This window comes from Collinsella sp. zg1085, assembly GCF_018889955.1.
Lineage (GTDB): Bacteria > Actinomycetota > Coriobacteriia > Coriobacteriales > Coriobacteriaceae > Collinsella.
Genome location: NZ_CP076545.1, coordinates 329,419 through 347,531 on the forward strand (window position 1 = coordinate 329,419; position 18,113 = coordinate 347,531).

11 protein-coding genes are annotated in these 18,113 nt (G+C 51.2%); 6 read left to right on the top strand and 5 right to left on the bottom strand.

Translation table 11 applies throughout. The features are described 5' to 3' along the window. Window positions 1-192: 192 nt before the first annotated feature. Both KPC83_RS01320 and ligA read left to right on the top strand, forming a co-directional pair. A complete protein-coding gene (locus tag KPC83_RS01320) occupies window positions 193-1,725 on the top strand; it encodes a S1C family serine protease (RefSeq protein WP_216278801.1) in 1,533 nt (510 codons plus the stop codon). A gap of 688 nt (window positions 1,726-2,413) precedes the next feature. Further along, window positions 2,414-4,609, top strand: a complete 2,196-nt coding sequence (gene ligA, locus KPC83_RS01325) for an NAD-dependent DNA ligase LigA (RefSeq protein WP_253201013.1) — start codon at window positions 2,414-2,416, stop codon at window positions 4,607-4,609. 353 nt (window positions 4,610-4,962) lie between these two features. Here the strand turns inward: ligA and yihA are convergent, their stop codons facing one another. The 4 genes from yihA to thrC form a co-directional block, all read right to left on the bottom strand. After that, on the bottom strand, window positions 4,963-5,559 hold the full coding sequence (gene yihA, locus KPC83_RS01330) for a ribosome biogenesis GTP-binding protein YihA/YsxC (protein WP_216278803.1): 597 nt from the start codon (window positions 5,557-5,559) through the stop codon (window positions 4,963-4,965). Window positions 5,560-5,603: 44 nt separating this feature from the next. Beyond that, the gene (locus tag KPC83_RS01335) at window positions 5,604-6,545 is read right to left on the bottom strand and encodes a 5'-methylthioadenosine/S-adenosylhomocysteine nucleosidase (protein ID WP_216278804.1); all 942 of its coding nucleotides are present in this window, start codon (window positions 6,543-6,545) and stop codon (window positions 5,604-5,606) included. A gap of 131 nt (window positions 6,546-6,676) precedes the next feature. After that, window positions 6,677-7,612, bottom strand: a complete 936-nt coding sequence (thrB, locus tag KPC83_RS01340; RefSeq protein ID WP_216278805.1) for a homoserine kinase — start codon at window positions 7,610-7,612, stop codon at window positions 6,677-6,679. A gap of 76 nt (window positions 7,613-7,688) precedes the next feature. After that, window positions 7,689-9,302, bottom strand: coding sequence for a threonine synthase (gene thrC / locus KPC83_RS01345; RefSeq protein ID WP_216278806.1), 1,614 nt, complete (start codon window positions 9,300-9,302; stop codon window positions 7,689-7,691). Between the two features lie 90 nt (window positions 9,303-9,392). Here thrC and KPC83_RS01350 point away from each other — a divergent pair, with 90 nt between their 5' ends. Both KPC83_RS01350 and KPC83_RS01355 read left to right on the top strand, forming a co-directional pair. Further along, complete coding sequence (locus KPC83_RS01350; protein ID WP_216278807.1) at window positions 9,393-10,742, top strand: aspartate kinase; 1,350 nt, start codon at window positions 9,393-9,395, stop codon at window positions 10,740-10,742. A 72-nt stretch (window positions 10,743-10,814) separates the two neighbouring features. After that, a complete protein-coding gene (locus KPC83_RS01355) occupies window positions 10,815-11,864 on the top strand; it encodes an aspartate-semialdehyde dehydrogenase (protein WP_216278808.1) in 1,050 nt (349 codons plus the stop codon). A gap of 63 nt (window positions 11,865-11,927) precedes the next feature. Here the strand turns inward: KPC83_RS01355 and msrB are convergent, their stop codons facing one another. Beyond that, window positions 11,928-12,944 (bottom strand): peptide-methionine (R)-S-oxide reductase MsrB, encoded by a 1,017-nt coding sequence (msrB, locus tag KPC83_RS01360; protein ID WP_216278809.1) that lies wholly within the window; start codon window positions 12,942-12,944, stop codon window positions 11,928-11,930. Between the two features lie 401 nt (window positions 12,945-13,345). Here msrB and KPC83_RS01365 point away from each other — a divergent pair, with 401 nt between their 5' ends. Both KPC83_RS01365 and KPC83_RS01370 read left to right on the top strand, forming a co-directional pair. Next, the gene (locus KPC83_RS01365; RefSeq protein WP_216278810.1) at window positions 13,346-14,047 is read left to right on the top strand and encodes an ABC transporter ATP-binding protein; all 702 of its coding nucleotides are present in this window, start codon (window positions 13,346-13,348) and stop codon (window positions 14,045-14,047) included. 2 nt (window positions 14,048-14,049) lie between these two features. Beyond that, the gene (locus tag KPC83_RS01370) at window positions 14,050-17,871 is read left to right on the top strand and encodes an FtsX-like permease family protein (RefSeq protein WP_216278811.1); all 3,822 of its coding nucleotides are present in this window, start codon (window positions 14,050-14,052) and stop codon (window positions 17,869-17,871) included. Window positions 17,872-18,113 lie beyond the last annotated feature (242 nt).

Below are 18,113 nucleotides of genomic sequence, written 5' to 3' on the forward strand. Positions count from 1 at the left end.
TTATGTTCTTGGAAGCAAAGATAATTTCTACTTCCTTGGTTGTACGCGCGGGCAACTACATATGCGTAGGCGGCGTTTCTTAACAACTACTCATAAAGTCCTTGCAATTTCATTAAGGTCTTTCTTTGTACCTTTTTGAATGATTGATGCTGGGGTACAACGGTTGCAGTGAGCTTGTGAGAAAGGATAGCTATGAGTGATAACATGTTCCCCCAACGACCCGGCACGACAAACAATTTGAACGATTCAGCTTCTGATGCTTCGGCATCTACTACGCAGCATTTACCCGCACGCCCAGGTGAGCGCACAGCTATAGGTACAACGACTCAGCCACCTGTATCTTCTGCGTTTGAACAAACACAACAAGTTCAGTGGCCTGCGTTTGACTCAGATTCTGCTCAGACGCAACAGTCTTTTCAGTCTCAAGAATCTGTGTATGCCCAATCCGTGCAGCAGGTTCAAAATCCGCCTCAAGTGCAGACTCCGCTCGTAAAAACCCGTTTGTGGCCAGTTTTTGTTGCTGGTTTTGCAGGCATACTCTTGGGTGGCGGCTTGCTGTTTGGAACATACGCGCTGGGTATGTTGCCTAGTATGTCTCGGCAAACTGTTGCAACGCGCGATGGCGGGCGAAGCAACTTCACGGTAAAAGGTGAGGATAGCGGTCTTGCTGAGACTGTCGCTGCAAAAGCGCTTCCTTCGGTTGTGTCAATTGCAACAACTGGTCAGGCTAAGTCAGGGCTGTTGCCGGGAGGGTCGGCAGGGCCGTCTGAGGGTGCTGGCTCCATTGGGTCAGGTGTCATTCTTGACAAAGAGGGTCACATTCTCACCAATCATCATGTAATTGAGAAGGCTCAAACAATTTCAGTTACGCTTAACAGCGGCGAGACCCGTGAGGCTGAGCTGGTGGGCTCTGATGCATCATCAGATTTGGCAGTACTTAAGATTAAGGATGCTGATGGCCTTGATATAACCCCTATTGATGTGGGAAATTCTGAAGATTTAGCTGTTGGTGCTTGGGTTATGGCCATTGGTAGCCCCTTTGGAAATGAGCAGTCAGTTTCTACAGGTATCGTGAGTGCGCTCTATCGTTCAACGGCGCTGCCATCTTCGTCAGGCACAAGCATTTATGCCAACATGATTCAGACCGATGCAGCAATTAATCCGGGCAATTCGGGTGGTGCGCTGGTTAATAAAAACGGTGAGCTTATTGGCATCAATTCGGTCATTGAGAGTTATTCGGGGTCAAGCTCAGGTGTTGGTTTTGCTATTCCCATTAACTACGCAAAGCACATCGCTGATCAAATTATCGAAGGCAAAACGCCGGTACATGCATATTTGGGCGTAACATTAACCAGCATCAATGCGCTTTCGGGTGCTAACGACGGCATTCAAGGCGCGCGCGTGATGGCCGTTGAAGAAGACGGTCCGGCGGCAAAGGCTGGCATCAAAAAAGGCGATATTATTACTAAGATAAATGGTGAGCCTGTTAATTCGGCAGATGGGCTGATTATTGCTATGCGCGAGCATGAGGTTGGGGAAAAAGTGACCCTGACGGTGCAGAGGAGCTCGGGCGAGCAGGAGATTGATGTTGAGCTTGGTTCGGATGAAGCTTTGCAAAATGCGCGCGAGCAAGATTCAACCGAGAACGGTTCTGGTAACGGAATGTCAAACGAGGAGTTCCTCGAGTATCTGAAGAACCTGTTGGGTAATCGCGGGCGTGAATAGCAGATGTATAGTGCTGTGAGCTTTGTGCTTGTGGTTGCTGAGGGTGTGCTGCCTTGGTGTGCAGCTGACGACGTGCGGTATGCGGCAACCAGTTTAGCTCATGCGGGAGCTACGCAGCGGCTTTTGTGCAGCTCATGACATGTGGCGCTTGATTTATAGTGCATGAACTGAACGAGCATTCTTATAGAAGGTATCCCTTGCGAGGTAGATGTAAATGCATCTGCCTCGTTTTTTGTGTCGCATTAAGCTTGCTGTACCAAATGTCGCTTTCAAAAACGAGTATCTTGCGTGGCCGCGTTAAGCTTCGTTGATAGCGACATTGTGGAAAAGGTGCGGGGTATTGCCTCCCTCTACCCAGCGCGCTTCACTTAAATGTCGCTATCAACGACAAGTAACGCTCAGGCTTGCGATGCTCACTATTGAAAGCGACATTCGCCTAAAAAGCGTTCTTGCAACTGATACCGAAAAGGGAACGTGTCAAGCGAGCGCCAAATAGCCGTCACAAAGCAGCGTCGTGTATGCAGATAAAGACAGCGTCGTGCATGCAGATAAAATCTCAGCAGGCTTTGCCAAAAACGCCCTAAAAGCGTCTATAGTAGTAGGGCGTCGCGCGTGGCTTGCCCACGCCGACCACAGTCCCACATTACACATCATCGTGAAAGGCCAAGCTATGTCAGCCATGTCAGATATGCCAGACCTTTTTTCCTCTCAAACAAGCACAGACCTCCCGCTTCCTTCTCATGACGAGGCAGCTGCACGAGCGGCTGAACTGCGCAATCTACTTGATTACCATGCCTATCGCTACTATCAGCTTGACGCACCGGAAATCTCGGATGCTGCTTTTGACCAGCTTCTTATTGAGCTCCAGCAACTGGAGTCTTCCTATCCCGATTTGATAACGCCTGAGAGCTATACCCAGCGCGTGGGCGGCTATGTTGCGGAGCAATTTAGCCCGGTCACACATCTGGAGCGCATGTATTCTATGGATGATGCTATGAACATAGAAGAGCTTGACGAGTGGCTGACGCGCACGGAAGAAGCGCTCGGTGCGGGTTCAGTGACGTATACCTGCGAGCTTAAGATTGATGGCTTGGGGGTTGCGCTGACCTATGAAAACGGTGCCTTTGTGCGTGCAGCCACACGTGGTGACGGCACAACAGGCGAAGATGTCTCGCTCAATATTCGTACAGTGCGCGATGTTCCCATGCATTTGAGCGAGTCGGCACTGGCACATATGGGCGCTGAGCGTTCTTCGCGCATTGAGCTACGCGGCGAGGTCTATATGCCAAAAAACAGTTTTGCGCGCTTGAATGAAGCAGCCGATGCCGAGGGTCGCACTCCCTTTGCTAATCCGCGCAATGCTGCTGCGGGCAGCTTGCGCCAGAAAGACCCCAAGGTCACAGCCTCGCGTGACCTCGCAACGTTTATATATGCGGCAGCTCAAACGGCGCCGCTTCAGGTGCACTCACAGCATCAGCTGCTTTCTTGGCTGAACTCGGCAGGGTTTTCGGTCAATCCTCGTGCTACAACATGCTCTTCGCCATCTGAGGTTCATACATTTTGTACTGAGGCGCTCGCGCATCGTGCTGACCTTAACTACGACATCGATGGTGTTGTTGTAAAGGTTGATAGTTTTGTTCAGCAAGCAGATTTAGGTTTTACGGCACGCGCTCCACGCTGGGCAATTGCCTTTAAGTTTCCGCCTGAGGAAAAAGAAACCGTGCTGCGCGAGATTCGCATCCAGGTGGGCCGTACGGGCGTGTTGACCCCGGTGGCAGAGTTTGACCCGGTGAGCGTTGCGGGCTCTACTATCGCCCGCGCAACCCTTCACAATGAAGATGAGGTGCATCGCAAGGACGTGCGTGAGGGCGATACGATTTTAGTCCATAAAGCCGGTGACGTAATCCCTGAGGTCATCGGCCCTGTGTTGTCCAAGCGCCCAAATTCGACCGCACCCTGGACTATGCCTACAGTGTGCCCAGCTTGCGGAAGCCCAGTTGTCCACGAAGAAGGAGAGGTAGCGCATCGCTGTGTGTCGCTGGATTGTCCGGCGCAGCTTAAGGAACGTTTGATTCACTGGGTAAGCAGGGGATGCATGGATGTCGATGGCCTAGGCGATGAACTGGTCGAGAAACTTATCGCTTCAGGGCTCTTACACGATGTTTCAGATTTTTATCGCCTCACGGAGGCGGATATTGCGGGCATAGACACGGGTCGAACCTATCTCAAAGATGATGTTCGTCGTGGCGTACATGCAGGCGACTCTATCTTGGTGGGAAAGACTATTGCAGCTAAGGTTATTGCCGAGCTTGTGGCTTCCAAACAGCAGCCGCTTAGCCGTGTTTTATTTGCATTGGGAATTAGGCATGTGGGCAAAAATGTGGGCGAGCAGATTGCGCGGCATTATTTGAGTATCAATGCACTTATTCAGGCTCAAGAAGATGAGATTGCACAAATTGATGGTATTGGTCCAAAAATTGCTCAAAGCATCAAGCAGTTCTTGTCGGTACCTGAGAATTTACAGGTACTTGAGAGCTTGCGCCAGGCTGGACTTACGCTTGAAGAGGATTTGAGCGCCGCAACAGCACGCATGAGTGCTGAGACGGGTGTTTCGGGTGAACTGGTAGATGAACAGCCATTGGCTGGGCTTACGTTTGTGTTAACAGGAACACTTGAGCGGCGCAATCGTGACGAGGCGGGTGCCGCGCTGAAGGCTTTGGGTGCGAAAGTTACTAATTCGGTGTCGAAAAAGACGAATTATCTCGTTGCTGGGCCGGGAGCGGGTTCTAAGCTCACAAAGGCGGAGAGCTTAGGAGTTGCAGTGCTTGATGAGGCAGCACTTGAGCACATTTTAGAAACAGGGGAAATACCAGCAACGGCATAGGACGCACAATTCTAGCGTGCCTCATTGCTCCGATGCTTCAAATGTCGCTTTCAATGCGCATTAAAATGCTGCCGCGCGCTACTCGTTGTTGAAAGCGACATTGCGGTGGCGGAGACAATTGCGGTGGCGGAGACTGAGGTAGCGCAGGTAGCAACAGTGACATTGCGCTAGTGACATAACAGCAGCGTGATGTTGGCAGCGGAGATATTGGCAGTACAGACAGCGGAAGTGCAGATGGCAGTAGCGGAGATAATGACAGCACGTGATAGCGTTAGTGCAAATTGCAGCGAATGTACGGCCATGTGAGGGCATGCAAGCAGGGCTATCTGTTGTTGTAAGCTGCTCGTGCAGCCTTAGCTCTCATCAAGACAATGCGCTTCAATGATGCGTTTGAGCTCGTCTATGCCTGTTCCGTCACTTGATGATGTGATAAGCAGGCTTTTGTTGTCCACGCCAAGTAAACGTGCGATATGTGCACGTTGTTGCGCCGCGCGTCCCCGACTAAGCTTGTCAGCCTTGGTAAGCGCAATCACAAAAGGCAACTCGGCATCTTGCAAATAGCTAATCATCTGCAAGTCGAGTTGAGAGGGATCGTGGCGAATATCAATGAGTGACACAACTAGGTTAAAGCTGCGCTCTAGCTCAAAAAACTCACCAATCAACTCGCCCCAACGCTCCCGCTCACTCTTTGAGCGCTGGGCATAGCCGTATCCGGGGAGATCAACAAAATGAACCCCGTCAGCCTCAAAGAAATTTACATTGGCGGTTTTGCCTGGCGTACTTGAGACTTTTACCAAGCCTCGCCTGCCAAAAATCTTGTTCATGATGCTTGATTTGCCTACGTTGGAGCGGCCAACAAAACTTACTTCAGGGCAGGTAGACGCAGGAATTTGTGATACCTTGCCGTAGCTTGCAACAAAGTGGGCAAGCTGGTAGTTAATCTGAGACATTAGAACTCCTTGAAGGACATCGATGTGAGTAAGAAATCGTGAAATTATTTGGTTGGGCACGCAGCAGAGCCATCACCAAACTTTTCGGACAGGTGCTGGCTTGACAGTTGAGCATCCTGTTCAACTGAGTGCCCACTAGCCTGCTCGATAATGCAGTCGATGAGCTCAAGTATTAGCTCACTTGCTGTGCGTGCATATCGCGCAAGGTCAAATTGCCGACTACTCAGGGCATCATATTCCTCGTCGCAGTTATCAGAAATGGCGCGCAGCACGAGACAATCTACGTTGTTTTTAGCAGCGACATGGGCAATTGCTGCACCTTCCATTTCGGCACAATCGGCATGAGTGGCGGCAATAACCTTCTCACGCATTTTCGCTCCTGAAACAAAACGGTTGCCTGTAGCAATAACTCCGCGGCAATAGCGCTTCTGCGGTTCTTGAGTAGACGCTCCTGGAGAGGTTTCTTTATGAGGTGGTGTATCTGTTTGAAACGATATATTTGCTTGAAACGGCGTATCTACTTGAAGTGGTGCATTTGTTGTCTGGCTGACCGTTAAACCTTGGCTTTCAACATGTATATAGCCACGTTTAAGAAGAAGTGTTTCGGCGATGTCTACAAGTGCTGGCGTGCTTGAAAACTCTTCAAGGTGGGGGTGTGATTCGGCAAGCAGGGGCGTATCGGTATCGGTATAGCGAAGTTGCTCGCCAATCACAATGTCATCAATGTGAAGCGCCGGATTAAGTCCGCCAGCAATGCCTGAAAAAATGAGGTACTGCGGTTGATATTGGCTGATGAGATGCTGCGCTGCAGCAGCGGCGTTGACAGTTCCCATGCCCGCAACCGTTGCAACAAGCGATGCTTGTCGATACGTTCCTATTGCAACATTTAAGCCGGCGCACGCAATACGCTCTGCTCCGGGCAGAGTTTCAAAAAGATGGGCAACTTCCTTTTCGAGCGCACCTAAAACGGCAATACACAGAGGCATGGTTATCCTGTCTTTAACATACGGGTATATGTTCTCATACTACCATTGCAGGAAGGAGCAGGAGAGGGGATAGCGCGCGGGTTTATTATGGGGTATCGAAGCTAAGACAATCCAGTAGTGCATTGAGCGCGCTAAATCGTCGTGCTATTCGCAGCGCCAGCGCATTCGCTACCAACGTGTACGCCATCAATTGTCTCAACGCGAGCACCCTTTGTATCGCAGCCAAGTACATGTACCGCAAAGGCTGGAAACGTATCGCGCACGGCAGACGCGCAGCCCTGTGCAACGAGCTTGTTGCGCGAAACGGCAAGCAAGCTTGGACCTGACCCAGAAATCCATAGGGTTGCCATGTTAGTTTGCTGGCAAATATCGCGCACCGCGCTATATTCGGGGATAAGCGCCTGCCGGTAGGGTTCATGTAAGAGGTCGTGGTTTGCTGCTCTGAGCAGCGCTTCGTCGCCGGTTTCAAGACCACGTATCATGCCCGCCGCGCGTCCAATCTGCGCCACACCAGTGGCAAGTGCAATCTCTTGCGGGACAACGCGCCTTGCGTCCTCGGTCTTAACTTCATAGGACGGAATCATTGCGACAAAGTTCAAATCAGGATGAACGGTATAGCTAAGGCTCTGAACAGTACCATCTGCGCCGGTAAACGAGCAGACAAGGGAGCCTAACAGCGCAGGTGCAACATTATCGGGGTGCCCTTCAATGAGCGTTGCTACACGCAGCAGCTCAGCAGCGCTAAGCTTGAGCCCAGCTAGAGCAGCCGCGCCAAGAACGCCTGCAACTACACAGGTAGAGCTTGAGCCAAGGCCTCTCGCAAAAGGAACTTCGCTAGCAATGTGAATACGCGCGCCCTGTTGAGCAACCCCCCAGGTTTTCCAGGCTGTGCACATTGAGCTATATACCAGATTATCAGGTCCTTGGTATGCAGCTGGACAGCCACTAATGGTGAGTTCTTCTGCTGCTTCAATATCAAAGTGTGCAAAGAGTGTTAAGGCAAGCCCTAGCGTATCGTAGCCTACACCGACATTTGCAGAGGTGGCGGGCACGGTAATACGAATCATATGGTCCTTTCTTTGCAAGATGCGCTCGTGCGCGAACAGAGGCAGAAGAGCAGCAAGAACGCTACCGCAAGATTACCTAGGTAAGCATTGTCGCAGCTTGTTCAACAACACGGGGCAACTCGTCAATGTCGGCAACGCTCGTGTGCAAAACGCGTTGCTCACGCAGCGTGGCGAGTTGGGCGGGTGCTTGGGTGTTTGTTGCAGCTTCAAGTGCGCTCATGCAATCAAAGTCATCTGCAGGTGTTTCAAGACCTAAGGCATCAGCCACAACGCGGGGGAACTTGTATGGGCTTGCCGTTGAAAGCAAAACGCGTGCTGCTGTGTTAGGTGTTGGTGCGATTTCGCCTAGTACGTGATAGCCACATGCCGTATGTGGGTCAATGAGATAGTGATTGCGCTCCCAGCAGCTCTGAATAGCCGCGTTTACCTGCTCCTCGTTAGCCCAGCTACCATCAAAAACCGTGCGAATACGGGCAAGCATGTCAGCGGGAATGGTATAGCTTCCCTGATTAGCAAGCTTATCCATAAAAGAGGAGACCAGCTCCGTATTGCCTTGTGCAAAGTAGTACAGCATGCGTTCGAGATTAGATGATACAAGGATGTCCATACTGGGTGAGCTGGTGGTGTAGAACGGGCGCAGGCGGTTGTAAACGCCGGTTTCAAGGAAGTCAAAGAGTACGTTGTTTTTATCGCTTGCTACCAAGAGCTTGGCAACCGGAAGTCCTAAGCACTGAGCGTAGTAGCCGGCTAAAATATCGCCAAAATTACCGGTAGGGACACAAAACTCAACGAGTTCGCCCGGCATTATGCTACCTTGTCGAATAAGTTGTGCGTAAGCAGAAAAATAGTAGACAACCTGCGGAACTAAGCGGCCAACGTTGATAGAGTTGGCACTTGAAAGTACGACGTTCTGTGCTGCAAGCCGCTCTTTAAGCTCGGCGTTAGCAAAGATATGTTTAACCGCCGTTTGAGCATCATCAAAGTTTCCGCGCACTGCACAGACGGTAACGTTTGAGCCGGTTTGTGTGGTCATTTGCAACTCTTGTACGCGGCTGACCTTTCCTTCTGGATAAAAGACAACGATACCAACACCTGGAGCATCGGCAAAACCAGCGAGCGCGGCTTTGCCGGTATCACCTGAGGTGGCCGTGACAATGAGGACGCGCTCGTCGGTAGCTTTGGCGGCGGCTACGGCTTCATCCACAGCCTCGGCCTCGGTATCTAGCTCAGAGCTCGTTGCAGTTGTGCCAACAGTACCGTTATTTGTCTTGTTTTCAGCAGCAGCACCTGTACGTGCCATGAGCCGTGGCAGCATTTGCAGAGCTACATCCTTAAAAGCGCTCGTGGGTCCATGGAAAAGTTCAAGGACAAAGCTGGGGACATCGGTTGAGCTATCTGGAGCACAGGGCAGCGCTACGAGTGGAGTAATTTCGGTATGGGCAAAGCTTGAGCCGTATGCCTCATCTACACACTGAGCAATTTCATCCGCCGTGAAATCAGGTAGTAACATTGCCATTATCTCATGTGCAAGCTCGTGATACGACTTTGCTGCAATAGTGTTTACGTCGATGTTTGTTAATCCCAGGTCATCTGAGACAAAGAGTCCACCGTCTGATGCAAGACCTTGTCGAATGGCTACGCGCGCTGTCTTATTGTTGTTCCGCGCACGTGTACTATGATAGGTGCCCATAGTGCTCCTCTATGTTTGGTAACTTATATGACATGGTATCCCAAGCTGTGAGGCAAAACCCGCAAAGGCATGAAAGGTAACCACTCTGTCATGATTAAAATTGCTAAGTTTGGCGGATCATCCGTTGCCGACGCCGAGCAATTCAAAAAGATTCGCGCGATTGTCTCTTCCGATACAGACCGTCGCTTTGTGGTAGTCTCGGCTTGTGGACGCCGCGGAAAAGGCGATTCTAAGGTGACCGACCTGTTGTATCTGGTGAGCGCGCATCTTAACTACCAGGTATCCTGCGATGATTTGCTTGCGGATATCGAGAGCCGTTATGTATCAATTGCAGAGGAGTTGGGGTTGAGCTACCCCATTCATCAGGAGTTTGCGGCCTTTGCCAAGGACGCTCGCGCCGGTCGCTTAAGTACCGAGTGTTTAGTTTCTCGTGGCGAATACTTTACTGCACGACTCATGGCAGAGTACCTTGAGCTGCCTTTCTTAGATGCTGCTGAGGTGATTTGCTTTCATCATGACGGCACGCTTAACTGGGAGCTTACTGAGACAAAGATTCGCGAGCGCGCGCCTCAGGGCGGCTTTGTGCTGCCAGGCTTTTACGGCGCTACGCGCGATGGCCAGATTAAGCTGCTCGACCGCGGCGGCGGTGATATTTCGGGTGCTATTTTGGCAAAGTGTCTACATGCTGATTTGTATGAGAACTGGACCGACGTTTCGGGTTTTCTGTCTGCTGACCCACGCATCGTTGATAACCCTGATTCCATCGGGCGCATCACCTATTCTGAGATGCGGGAACTCTCATACATGGGCGCGTCTGTGCTGCATGAGGAGGCAATCTTTCCGGTTCGCGAGGCTGATATTCCTATCGTAATTAAAAATACTAATCGACCCAATGACCCTGGTACGGTGATTCGTGAGTCCGCAGGCGCCTCAGACACGGAGCCTATCATTACCGGTATTACTGGCAAGCGTGACTTTGTGGCAGTGCATGTTATGAAGAGCCATATGTGTGATGAGGTGGGCGTGCTGCGGCAAACCTTGTCGGTTTTTGAGCGGTATCGGGTGAGTGTAGAGCATATCCCCACCGGCATTGATTCATTTGCGGTGGTTGTACAGGGCAAAGATGTTAAAGACAGCCTTTGGTCTATTGTTGCCGATATCAAGCGCGACGTGCAGCCCGACGAGATAAAGGTATCAGACAAGCTAGCACTTATTTCAACAGTTGGACGTAATATGGTGGGTCGTCCTGGTGTGTCTGGCAGCTTGTTTGCCGCGCTTGGACAAGAGGGCATTTCAATTCGAATGATTGCTCAAGGCTCAGAGGAAATTAACATTATTGTTGGCGTGCATGATGATGATTTTGGTCGTGCAATTAGGGCTATTTACAGTGCATTCTCAGACGGAAGTCATATTTTAGAGTTACATGAGCTGAAGCGCTAGAAGATTGCTACACGAGCGTTTCATGAGTGCTATGTGGTGAGCTTTGCGCGCAAGGCAAGAAAGGAACAAAAAATGGCTGAGCGGATTACCTTAGCAATTCTGGGTGCAACAGGAGCAGTGGGTACACAGATGCTGCGCTGCCTTGAAGAGCAAGATGTACCCGTAGGAACTCTCAAATTGCTGGCGAGTGCCCGCAGTGCTGGCGAAGAGCTCGTATTTCGGGGTCAAACGGTGCGTATCGAAGAGGCACGTCCTGAGGCGTTTGAGGGCTGCGATGTTGTTTTAGGTGCGGTGGAAGATGACCTTGCAAAGGCCTTGCTGCCTGAGGCAGTCAAGCGCGGTGCTGTGGTGGTTGATAACTCGCATGCATTTCGCTTAAACGATAGTGTGCCGCTTGTGGTTCCCGAGATTAACGGTGCTGATATTAGCTGGCATGAAGGCATCATCTCTAATCCAAACTGTGCAACTATTATTGGCTTGGTGCCCACATGGCCTCTGCATCAGTTAGGTCGCGTAACACGCATGGTAGTATCCACCTATCAGGCGGCAAGTGGTGCAGGTGTTGCGGGTATGAAGGCGCTTGAGGCAGAGCTGGCGGCACTGGGAACGGGCACTGAGCTTCCGCGTCCTCATGCTTTTGTGGCGCAGTTGGCAAATAATCTAATCCCACAGATTGGTGGCGAATCCGAGGCGGGTTACACATCCGAAGAGCTCAAGCTGCTCTATGAGGGTCGCAAGATTATGCATGAGCCAGATTTGCGCGTGAGCTGTACTTGCGTGCGTGTGCCGGTGCTTCGTTCGCATTGTGAGAGTATTACGCTTGAGTTTGAGCGTCCTGTTTCGCTTGAAGATGCGCGTGCAGCTCTTGCAGCAGCTCCGGGCGTGAAGCTTGTTGATGACCTCGATGCAGCAGATGCGCACAATCGTTTTCCTATGCCGCTTGATACCAGTAATCAAGACCTTATTTGGGTGGGTCGCCTACGACGTGATTTGTCTAACCCAGACTTAGAGCGCGGCTTGAGTTTTTGGTGCGCAGGCGACCAGATTCGCAAAGGTGCAGCAACTAATGCTGTGCAGATTGTTAAGCTGCTGTGTGAGCAGGGTTTGGTGGTACGAGCGTAGCCGAGCCTCTCAGCAGGTAAACGCTAAGGTAGGTGAGCACGCGTCTGGGCGCGTGCTCGTTTTTTATTGACGCTCAACAAGTGATTTGAGATAGCCATATCCACGCGCATCCATGTCGGCGAGCGGAATAAACTCAAGCGCTGCTCCATTGATGCAGTAGCGCTCACCGCCTAGCTCAGTGGGTCCATCATGAAAGACGTGTCCAAGATGCGCATTGCCGCGGGCGCTTTTAACCTCTGTTCTAAAACGACCTGGTAAGCTGGGGTCGCCATATTCTTGAATAACGCTAGTAGCAATGGGCTTTGAGAAGGCTGGCCAGCCGCAGCCTGAGTCAAACTTATCCGTGCTTGAAAACAAGGGCTCGCCCGTGGTGCGGTCAACGTAAATACCGGGCTTGAACTCGTGGTCTAAAGGACTCGAGAAGGGTCGCTCGGTATAGGCGTGCTGGGTTACCTCAAAAGCCAAGTCATCAAGGTTTGCCTTGAGGGTCTCTTCGTCGGGCTTGTTATAGTTTTGCGCAAGAATTGCAAAGTCCTGGGCGTGCGCTTGTACAAAAGCCTCAGCTCCATTCAGATTGACATGGCAGTAGCCACCGGGATTAACATCGAGGTAATCTTGGTGGTAGTCTTCAGCTGGCCAAAACGCGTGAAGCGGCTGAACTTCAATGGCAACTTTTCCTTTATGTTTGATGTCAAGCTGGCGCTGCAGTTGATACATCTGTGCTTCGATAACGGCTTTATCCTGCTCGTCTGTCCAAAATATGCCCGTGCGATACTGTGGACCTAAATCGCCACCTTGGCGGTTGACGCTCGTTGGGTCGATAGAGCATAAATAGGCCTGAATGATAAGGGCAAGCGAAATTTCGCGCGGGTCGTAGATGAGGTGCACTGTCTCAGCGTAGCCGGTAGTTCCGGTGCAGACTGCGCGGTAGCTGGGGGATTTGATGAGCGGGTCGCCGTTGGCGTAGCCCACTTCGGTTGATATAACACCAGGCAATCGTTTAAGAAAGGCCTCGGTGCCCCAAAAACAGCCGCCTGCTAGGTAAATCTCTTTGTGTATTGATGTCGATGCGATACCCATGGTACCTCCTCGTGTTGAATGAATCTTGTAGGGCTTGTACCCAACTTAGGGCGCATGTCGCTTTCAATTCGTTTCAGGTTTCAAATCTTAGCCACTCGCTATTGAAAGCGACATTGGTACTCAGAAAGATTGCAGTGAAGGCATCAGCTTGGGTAAATCACTCGGCTTGGCTCAACAAGTCAGCTCAGCTTTGCTGTCATGCGGCGATACGCATCAGCAAATATCGAGTTGCATGTAAGCCTTCAACCTAGTGCATATTCAACGACGCATCAATAGGCAGACCAGTTATCGATTTATTTAACCGTTCATCTGGAAAATTCCCGGCATTGCATTATGCGCGCTCGTTCTTTCAGTTTAAGCGAGTAAGCTAGAGCCTAACAGGAGTGATTGGCGGATAAGCGATGGCCTATATCGAGTTCAAACAGGTTCATAAGGTGTATGGCAGCGGCGAAGCTGAGGTGCGTGCGCTTGATGGTGCAAGCTTTTCGGTTGAGCGCGGTGAGTTAGCAGTTGTGTTAGGTGCATCAGGTGCCGGTAAAACTACCGCGCTGAACATTTTAGGCGGTATGGATATAGCAACATCGGGAACTGTATGTGTGGATGGACGTGATATTTCTGTAGCTCGTGAGCAGGATTTGGTAGAATATCGCCGCTCAGATGTTGGTTTTGTATTTCAGTTTTACAATCTTGTTCCTAATTTAAGCGCACTTGAAAATGTCGAGTTAGCAGCTCAAATTTGTCCTAATTCACTTGACCCAGTGGCAACGCTTGCAGCGGTGGGGCTTGAAAATCGTATGGCAAATTTTCCGGGTCAGCTTTCGGGTGGAGAACAACAGCGCGTTTCAATTGCGCGTGCTCTGGCAAAAAATCCTAAGCTGCTTCTGTGCGACGAGCCAACCGGCGCGCTTGACTATCAAACGGGCAAACAGGTGCTCTCGCTGCTTCAAAAAACCGCACGTGAGAAGCACTTAACAGTAATTATCATTACCCATAATTCGGCCTTAGCACCTATGGCAGACCGCCTGATTCGGTTCAAAAGTGGGCGTGTTGTATGTGAAGAAATCAATACACACCCAACTCCCATTGAAGAAATTGAGTGGTAGCTATGGCTCAGCGGCGGCATGCTCGGGCATGGTTGATTGATATTTGGCGTACGGTTATCAAAAATCCTAAGCGCTTTATCTCTATGTTTATTATTACCGCTCTAGGCGCCACCATGTTGGTTGGCTTGCGGGCGGCGTGCGAAGACCTGCGGCAGACGGCGGACAGGTTTTTTGATGAGCAACATTTGTATGACATTGCTATTCATTCAACCCTTGGGTTCACTGCTGACGATATTGATGCGATGTCGCAGGTAAAAAACGTTGAGCTTGCAGTTGGTTCATATACCGAGCGTGTGTATACGCGGGTAGGAACAACTACAGAGAAGCTCGATGTGAGTGCTTTGAACGGCGCAAACATGAACCAGCCGCGCGTGCTTGAGGGGCGTTTGCCGCGCTCGGCATTTGAGGTGGCTATTACGCCGCGCTATCAAGAAGCTGCGGGTGTTAAGCTGGGGGAGCGTGTTAGTTTTTTCTCGCCATCAGACCAGCAACAGGTCATGCGCACAGGAGACGGTGAGGGCTCTGCGACAGTAGAAGATGCCGGTGAAAAAACCGCTGTCAAGCTAGATGACCCAGCAGCTCCTCGAGCAATTTTTGCTCGCACAAACTACACCGTTGTAGGCGTGGTGCGCGACCCAATGGACATCAACCCCGATAGCGCGTCGATGGGTTTTCGGACACGTTCGGCTACCAAGTATCGGTTTTTTCTAACGCCCGAGGCAGTGCTTAAGCCTGAGGTTTTTACCGTCGCGTACGTGCATGTTAGAGGCGCTCATGTGCTCAATACCTATAGCGATGCGTATACCAGTCTCATCGGGCAGGCAAAAAGCGCTCTTGAAAAGATAAGATATGCGCGTGAACAGACTCGTTCAGAGGATGTGCGAACAGAGGCACGTGCACGAATTGAGAAAGAGCAAACACGTGCAAACAAGCAACTCGATGATGCGGCAGCACAACTTTTGCGTGCACAGACCCAGCTTAGAGCAAGTGCTCAAGAGCTGTCCGAGGGTCGTCAGCAGCTGAGTTTGCAATCCGCGCTGGCTGGGTCGCAGATACATGCCGCTCAAGATGAACTGGCAGAACAGACGCGCGCGCTCAAGGCGGCTGAGTTGCAGCTACAGGAAAAGGAGAGCCAGCTAGCTCGCGGTCAGTCTGAGCTTAAGCAGGGCTATCAAGCGTTTGAGCGCAAAAAAGCTAAGGCATATGAGGAGACGCAGGAGCGTGTGTCGGCTCAGTTTGCTGCGCATTATGCTGAGCTTGATGACCAAGAACGCCAGCTTCAAGGGACAATTGAGACGCTTGCCTCACAGATTGAGGACATATCTGCAGGCTTTATTCAGGCGGGAGTCACTTGGCCAGATACAGCTTGGCGCTCCTTGACCAGCCCATATGCTCTTGCTCATCCATCACAAGGCGACGAGGCACGTGCTGCGTTTTCTGAGGCATTGGCCGAAGCGATACAAACCGCATACCCACGGCTTGAGGGCGATATAGCAGGCTTGCGAGCCACGCGTGAGGAGTTGGAACAGCGCCTTGCAGAAGTGCGTGCACATCGAGAGCAGCTGGGCAATCAAACTCCGCCTCCTTCTGATGATGCTCTAGCTGAGCTTGACGCACAGATTGAGGCAATAGAACAGCAGCGCAGCATGGTTGCTGCACGTATCCAGTCGCTGGAGTCTTTGCTTGCACCAACAACACAAGAGCGTGTCGCTGAGCTGGCACGTGCTTGGCAGCAAGCGCATGGTGGCCTTGCTAAGCTGGCTCACGGTCGGCAGCAGGTGCAAGAACAAGAACGGTCTGCTCAAGAGTGTGCTCGATTACAGCTTGAGAAGCAGCTCGATAGTTCGGCTGCTGAGCTTCAGGCACGCAGCACCGAACTCGCCATGGTTCAGCAACAGCTCACCTCAGCACGCGCATTGCTTGAGCAAAACAGACGGGCACTTGCTGCAGGTGCGCTTACCCTTGCGTCAGAACAAGCATCCGCTCAACAAGCTTTATCAAAAGCCGCTGAGCGCTTGGCGCGCGGCGAGGCGCGCTACGTCCTCGGTGAGCGTGATTATCAGGCCGGTCTTGCTACGTACGAGGCAAATAAGGCTACAGCTGCTCATACTTTTCAAGATGCTTACCGCCGCCTAGACAAGATTGAGAACGCTGTTTGGTATATCCAAGACCGCACGGCGTTGCCCAGCTTTACATCGGTTGACTCAGATGCTCAATCAATTGAATCAATCGCTACAGTTTTTCCCATACTATTTTTTGTTGTTGCCATTTTGATGAGTCTAACAACTATTACGCGAATGGTTGTGGAAGACCGCGGACTTATTGGCATTTACAAGGCTTTGGGCTATGGTCGCTTAATTATCATGGCAAAGTATCTGGTATATGCGCTAACAGCGTGCATAGCTGGAGGCATCCTGGGCGATATCCTGGGCTTTGTCGTGATGCCTGAGGTTTTGTTTATTATCTTCAGAACGATGTATGCCTTAACCGACTTTGAATTGCATATGTCAGCATTAACTGCGGTGTTTGGGATTATCTTTTTTGTTGCAGGCATGTTGGGCGCAACCTTGGTGGCATGTGCGCACGCTAGCGCCGAAGAAGCTGCATCTCTGATGCGTCCCCGTGCTCCACGTGCTGGTGCTCGTATTTTGTTGGAACGCGTGCGTCCGCTGTGGAGCCGCCTGAGCTTTTTGAATAAGGTGACTGCGCGCAATGTATTTCGGTATAAGAAACGCGCTCTCATGACCATTATTGGTATTGCGGGATGTACAGCGCTTATGATTTGCGGCTTGGGCATTAAGGACACGGTTGTTTCGCTTCGGGAGCGCCAGTATGGTGATGCAGGATTGGTGCATTATGATTTGCTGGCTGTTGCAGCTCCATCTGATATTGACGCAGCAGCTTCCGCGCTCGATGCAACAGGGGCAGTGATACAGAAGTTGCCCGTATATGTTGACAGCGTTACCGCGAGCTATCAGGGCCGTCGCGAGAGTATCCAGCTGATGGTGGTGCCCGAGCCGGCTGACCTCGCGCCGTTTGTCGATGTGCTTGCGCAGGATGGCCGCGCTATATCAGTTCCCACAGCAGGGGCAAAAGCGGTGCTTACCAAAAATGCCGAGCAGGTGTTGGGCTTTCACGCAGGGAGCGATACCGTAGGGCTCCAAGATCAAAGTCTTGCCGAAGCGCAGGTACAGGTTACAGACGTTGCGCTTAACTATCTGGGTAATGTCGCTTATATGAGTGAGGCATCATACCGTGCAGCGTTTGGTAAAGATGCTACTCCTAATGCCTATCTTGTTCAGTTGCGCTCTACGGCGGCTGAGCAGATTAGTCTTGCTGATACGCTTGGGCTTAATCCGGTTTTTATAACCTTGAGCAGCGTTGCGCGCATTTCAACTCAGTTCCAAGAGACCTTTATGATTATCGATGTCGTTGTCTATTTGGTTACGGTCATGGCGGCAGCTTTGGCATTTGCGGTTGTGTTTGCGCTATCTACCACAAATATTTCTGAGCGCGCCCGTGAGCTGGCAACCATTAAGGTGCTCGGTTTTCGTCCGAGAGAAATGCATCGGTATATCAATAAGGAGACAGTGATTTTAGCACTTATAGGCATGCTGGCAGGCTGTCCGTTGGGCTATGGCATTACGCGGCTGCTGACCATAGTTTTGCATATGCCGTCGTTGTACTTTGATACCGTGGTTGACCCAAGGACCTATCTTATTGCATCAGGTGCCTCGTTGGTGTTTGTGCTGCTAGTAAATCGCATTACCAATCGCTCACTTGATAACATCGTAATGGTTGAGGCGCTCAAAAGTGCAGAGTAGCTAAGGATAGTCGAACTGTTTTGCGTGAGGGTGGATATTAGTTTTGTAGCAGCTTGCCGTCGCGCGTGAGCCTGTGAGTGTGATAGGAGCTCTGCTCGCGCGGCTCATCCACCCTTTTGCCGTATACCTACGGCATGTACAATAAATCATCACGAGCTGTGCACACATGCGGAAATTGGCCGAAGACCGGCCTGTGTGATAAGTTCAAGCTCTAAGTATTCTTAATCTGTGTAACACTGGTA

Bases quoted from the DNA above. Each gene is read 5' to 3' on its own strand.
- KPC83_RS01320 (WP_216278801.1), top strand. From the start codon at position 193: ATGAGTGATAACATGTTCCCCCAACGACCCGGCACGACAAACAATTTG.
- ligA (WP_253201013.1), top strand. From the start codon at position 2,414: ATGCCAGACCTTTTTTCCTCTCAAACAAGCACAGACCTCCCGCTTCCT.
- yihA (WP_216278803.1), bottom strand. From the start codon at position 5,559: ATGTCTCAGATTAACTACCAGCTTGCCCACTTTGTTGCAAGCTACGGC.
- KPC83_RS01335 (WP_216278804.1), bottom strand. From the start codon at position 6,545: ATGCCTCTGTGTATTGCCGTTTTAGGTGCGCTCGAAAAGGAAGTTGCC.
- thrB (WP_216278805.1), bottom strand. From the start codon at position 7,612: ATGATTCGTATTACCGTGCCCGCCACCTCTGCAAATGTCGGTGTAGGC.
- thrC (WP_216278806.1), bottom strand. From the start codon at position 9,302: ATGGGCACCTATCATAGTACACGTGCGCGGAACAACAATAAGACAGCG.
- KPC83_RS01350 (WP_216278807.1), top strand. From the start codon at position 9,393: ATGATTAAAATTGCTAAGTTTGGCGGATCATCCGTTGCCGACGCCGAG.
- KPC83_RS01355 (WP_216278808.1), top strand. From the start codon at position 10,815: ATGGCTGAGCGGATTACCTTAGCAATTCTGGGTGCAACAGGAGCAGTG.
- msrB (WP_216278809.1), bottom strand. From the start codon at position 12,944: ATGGGTATCGCATCGACATCAATACACAAAGAGATTTACCTAGCAGGC.
- KPC83_RS01365 (WP_216278810.1), top strand. From the start codon at position 13,346: ATGGCCTATATCGAGTTCAAACAGGTTCATAAGGTGTATGGCAGCGGC.
- KPC83_RS01370 (WP_216278811.1), top strand. From the start codon at position 14,050: ATGGCTCAGCGGCGGCATGCTCGGGCATGGTTGATTGATATTTGGCGT.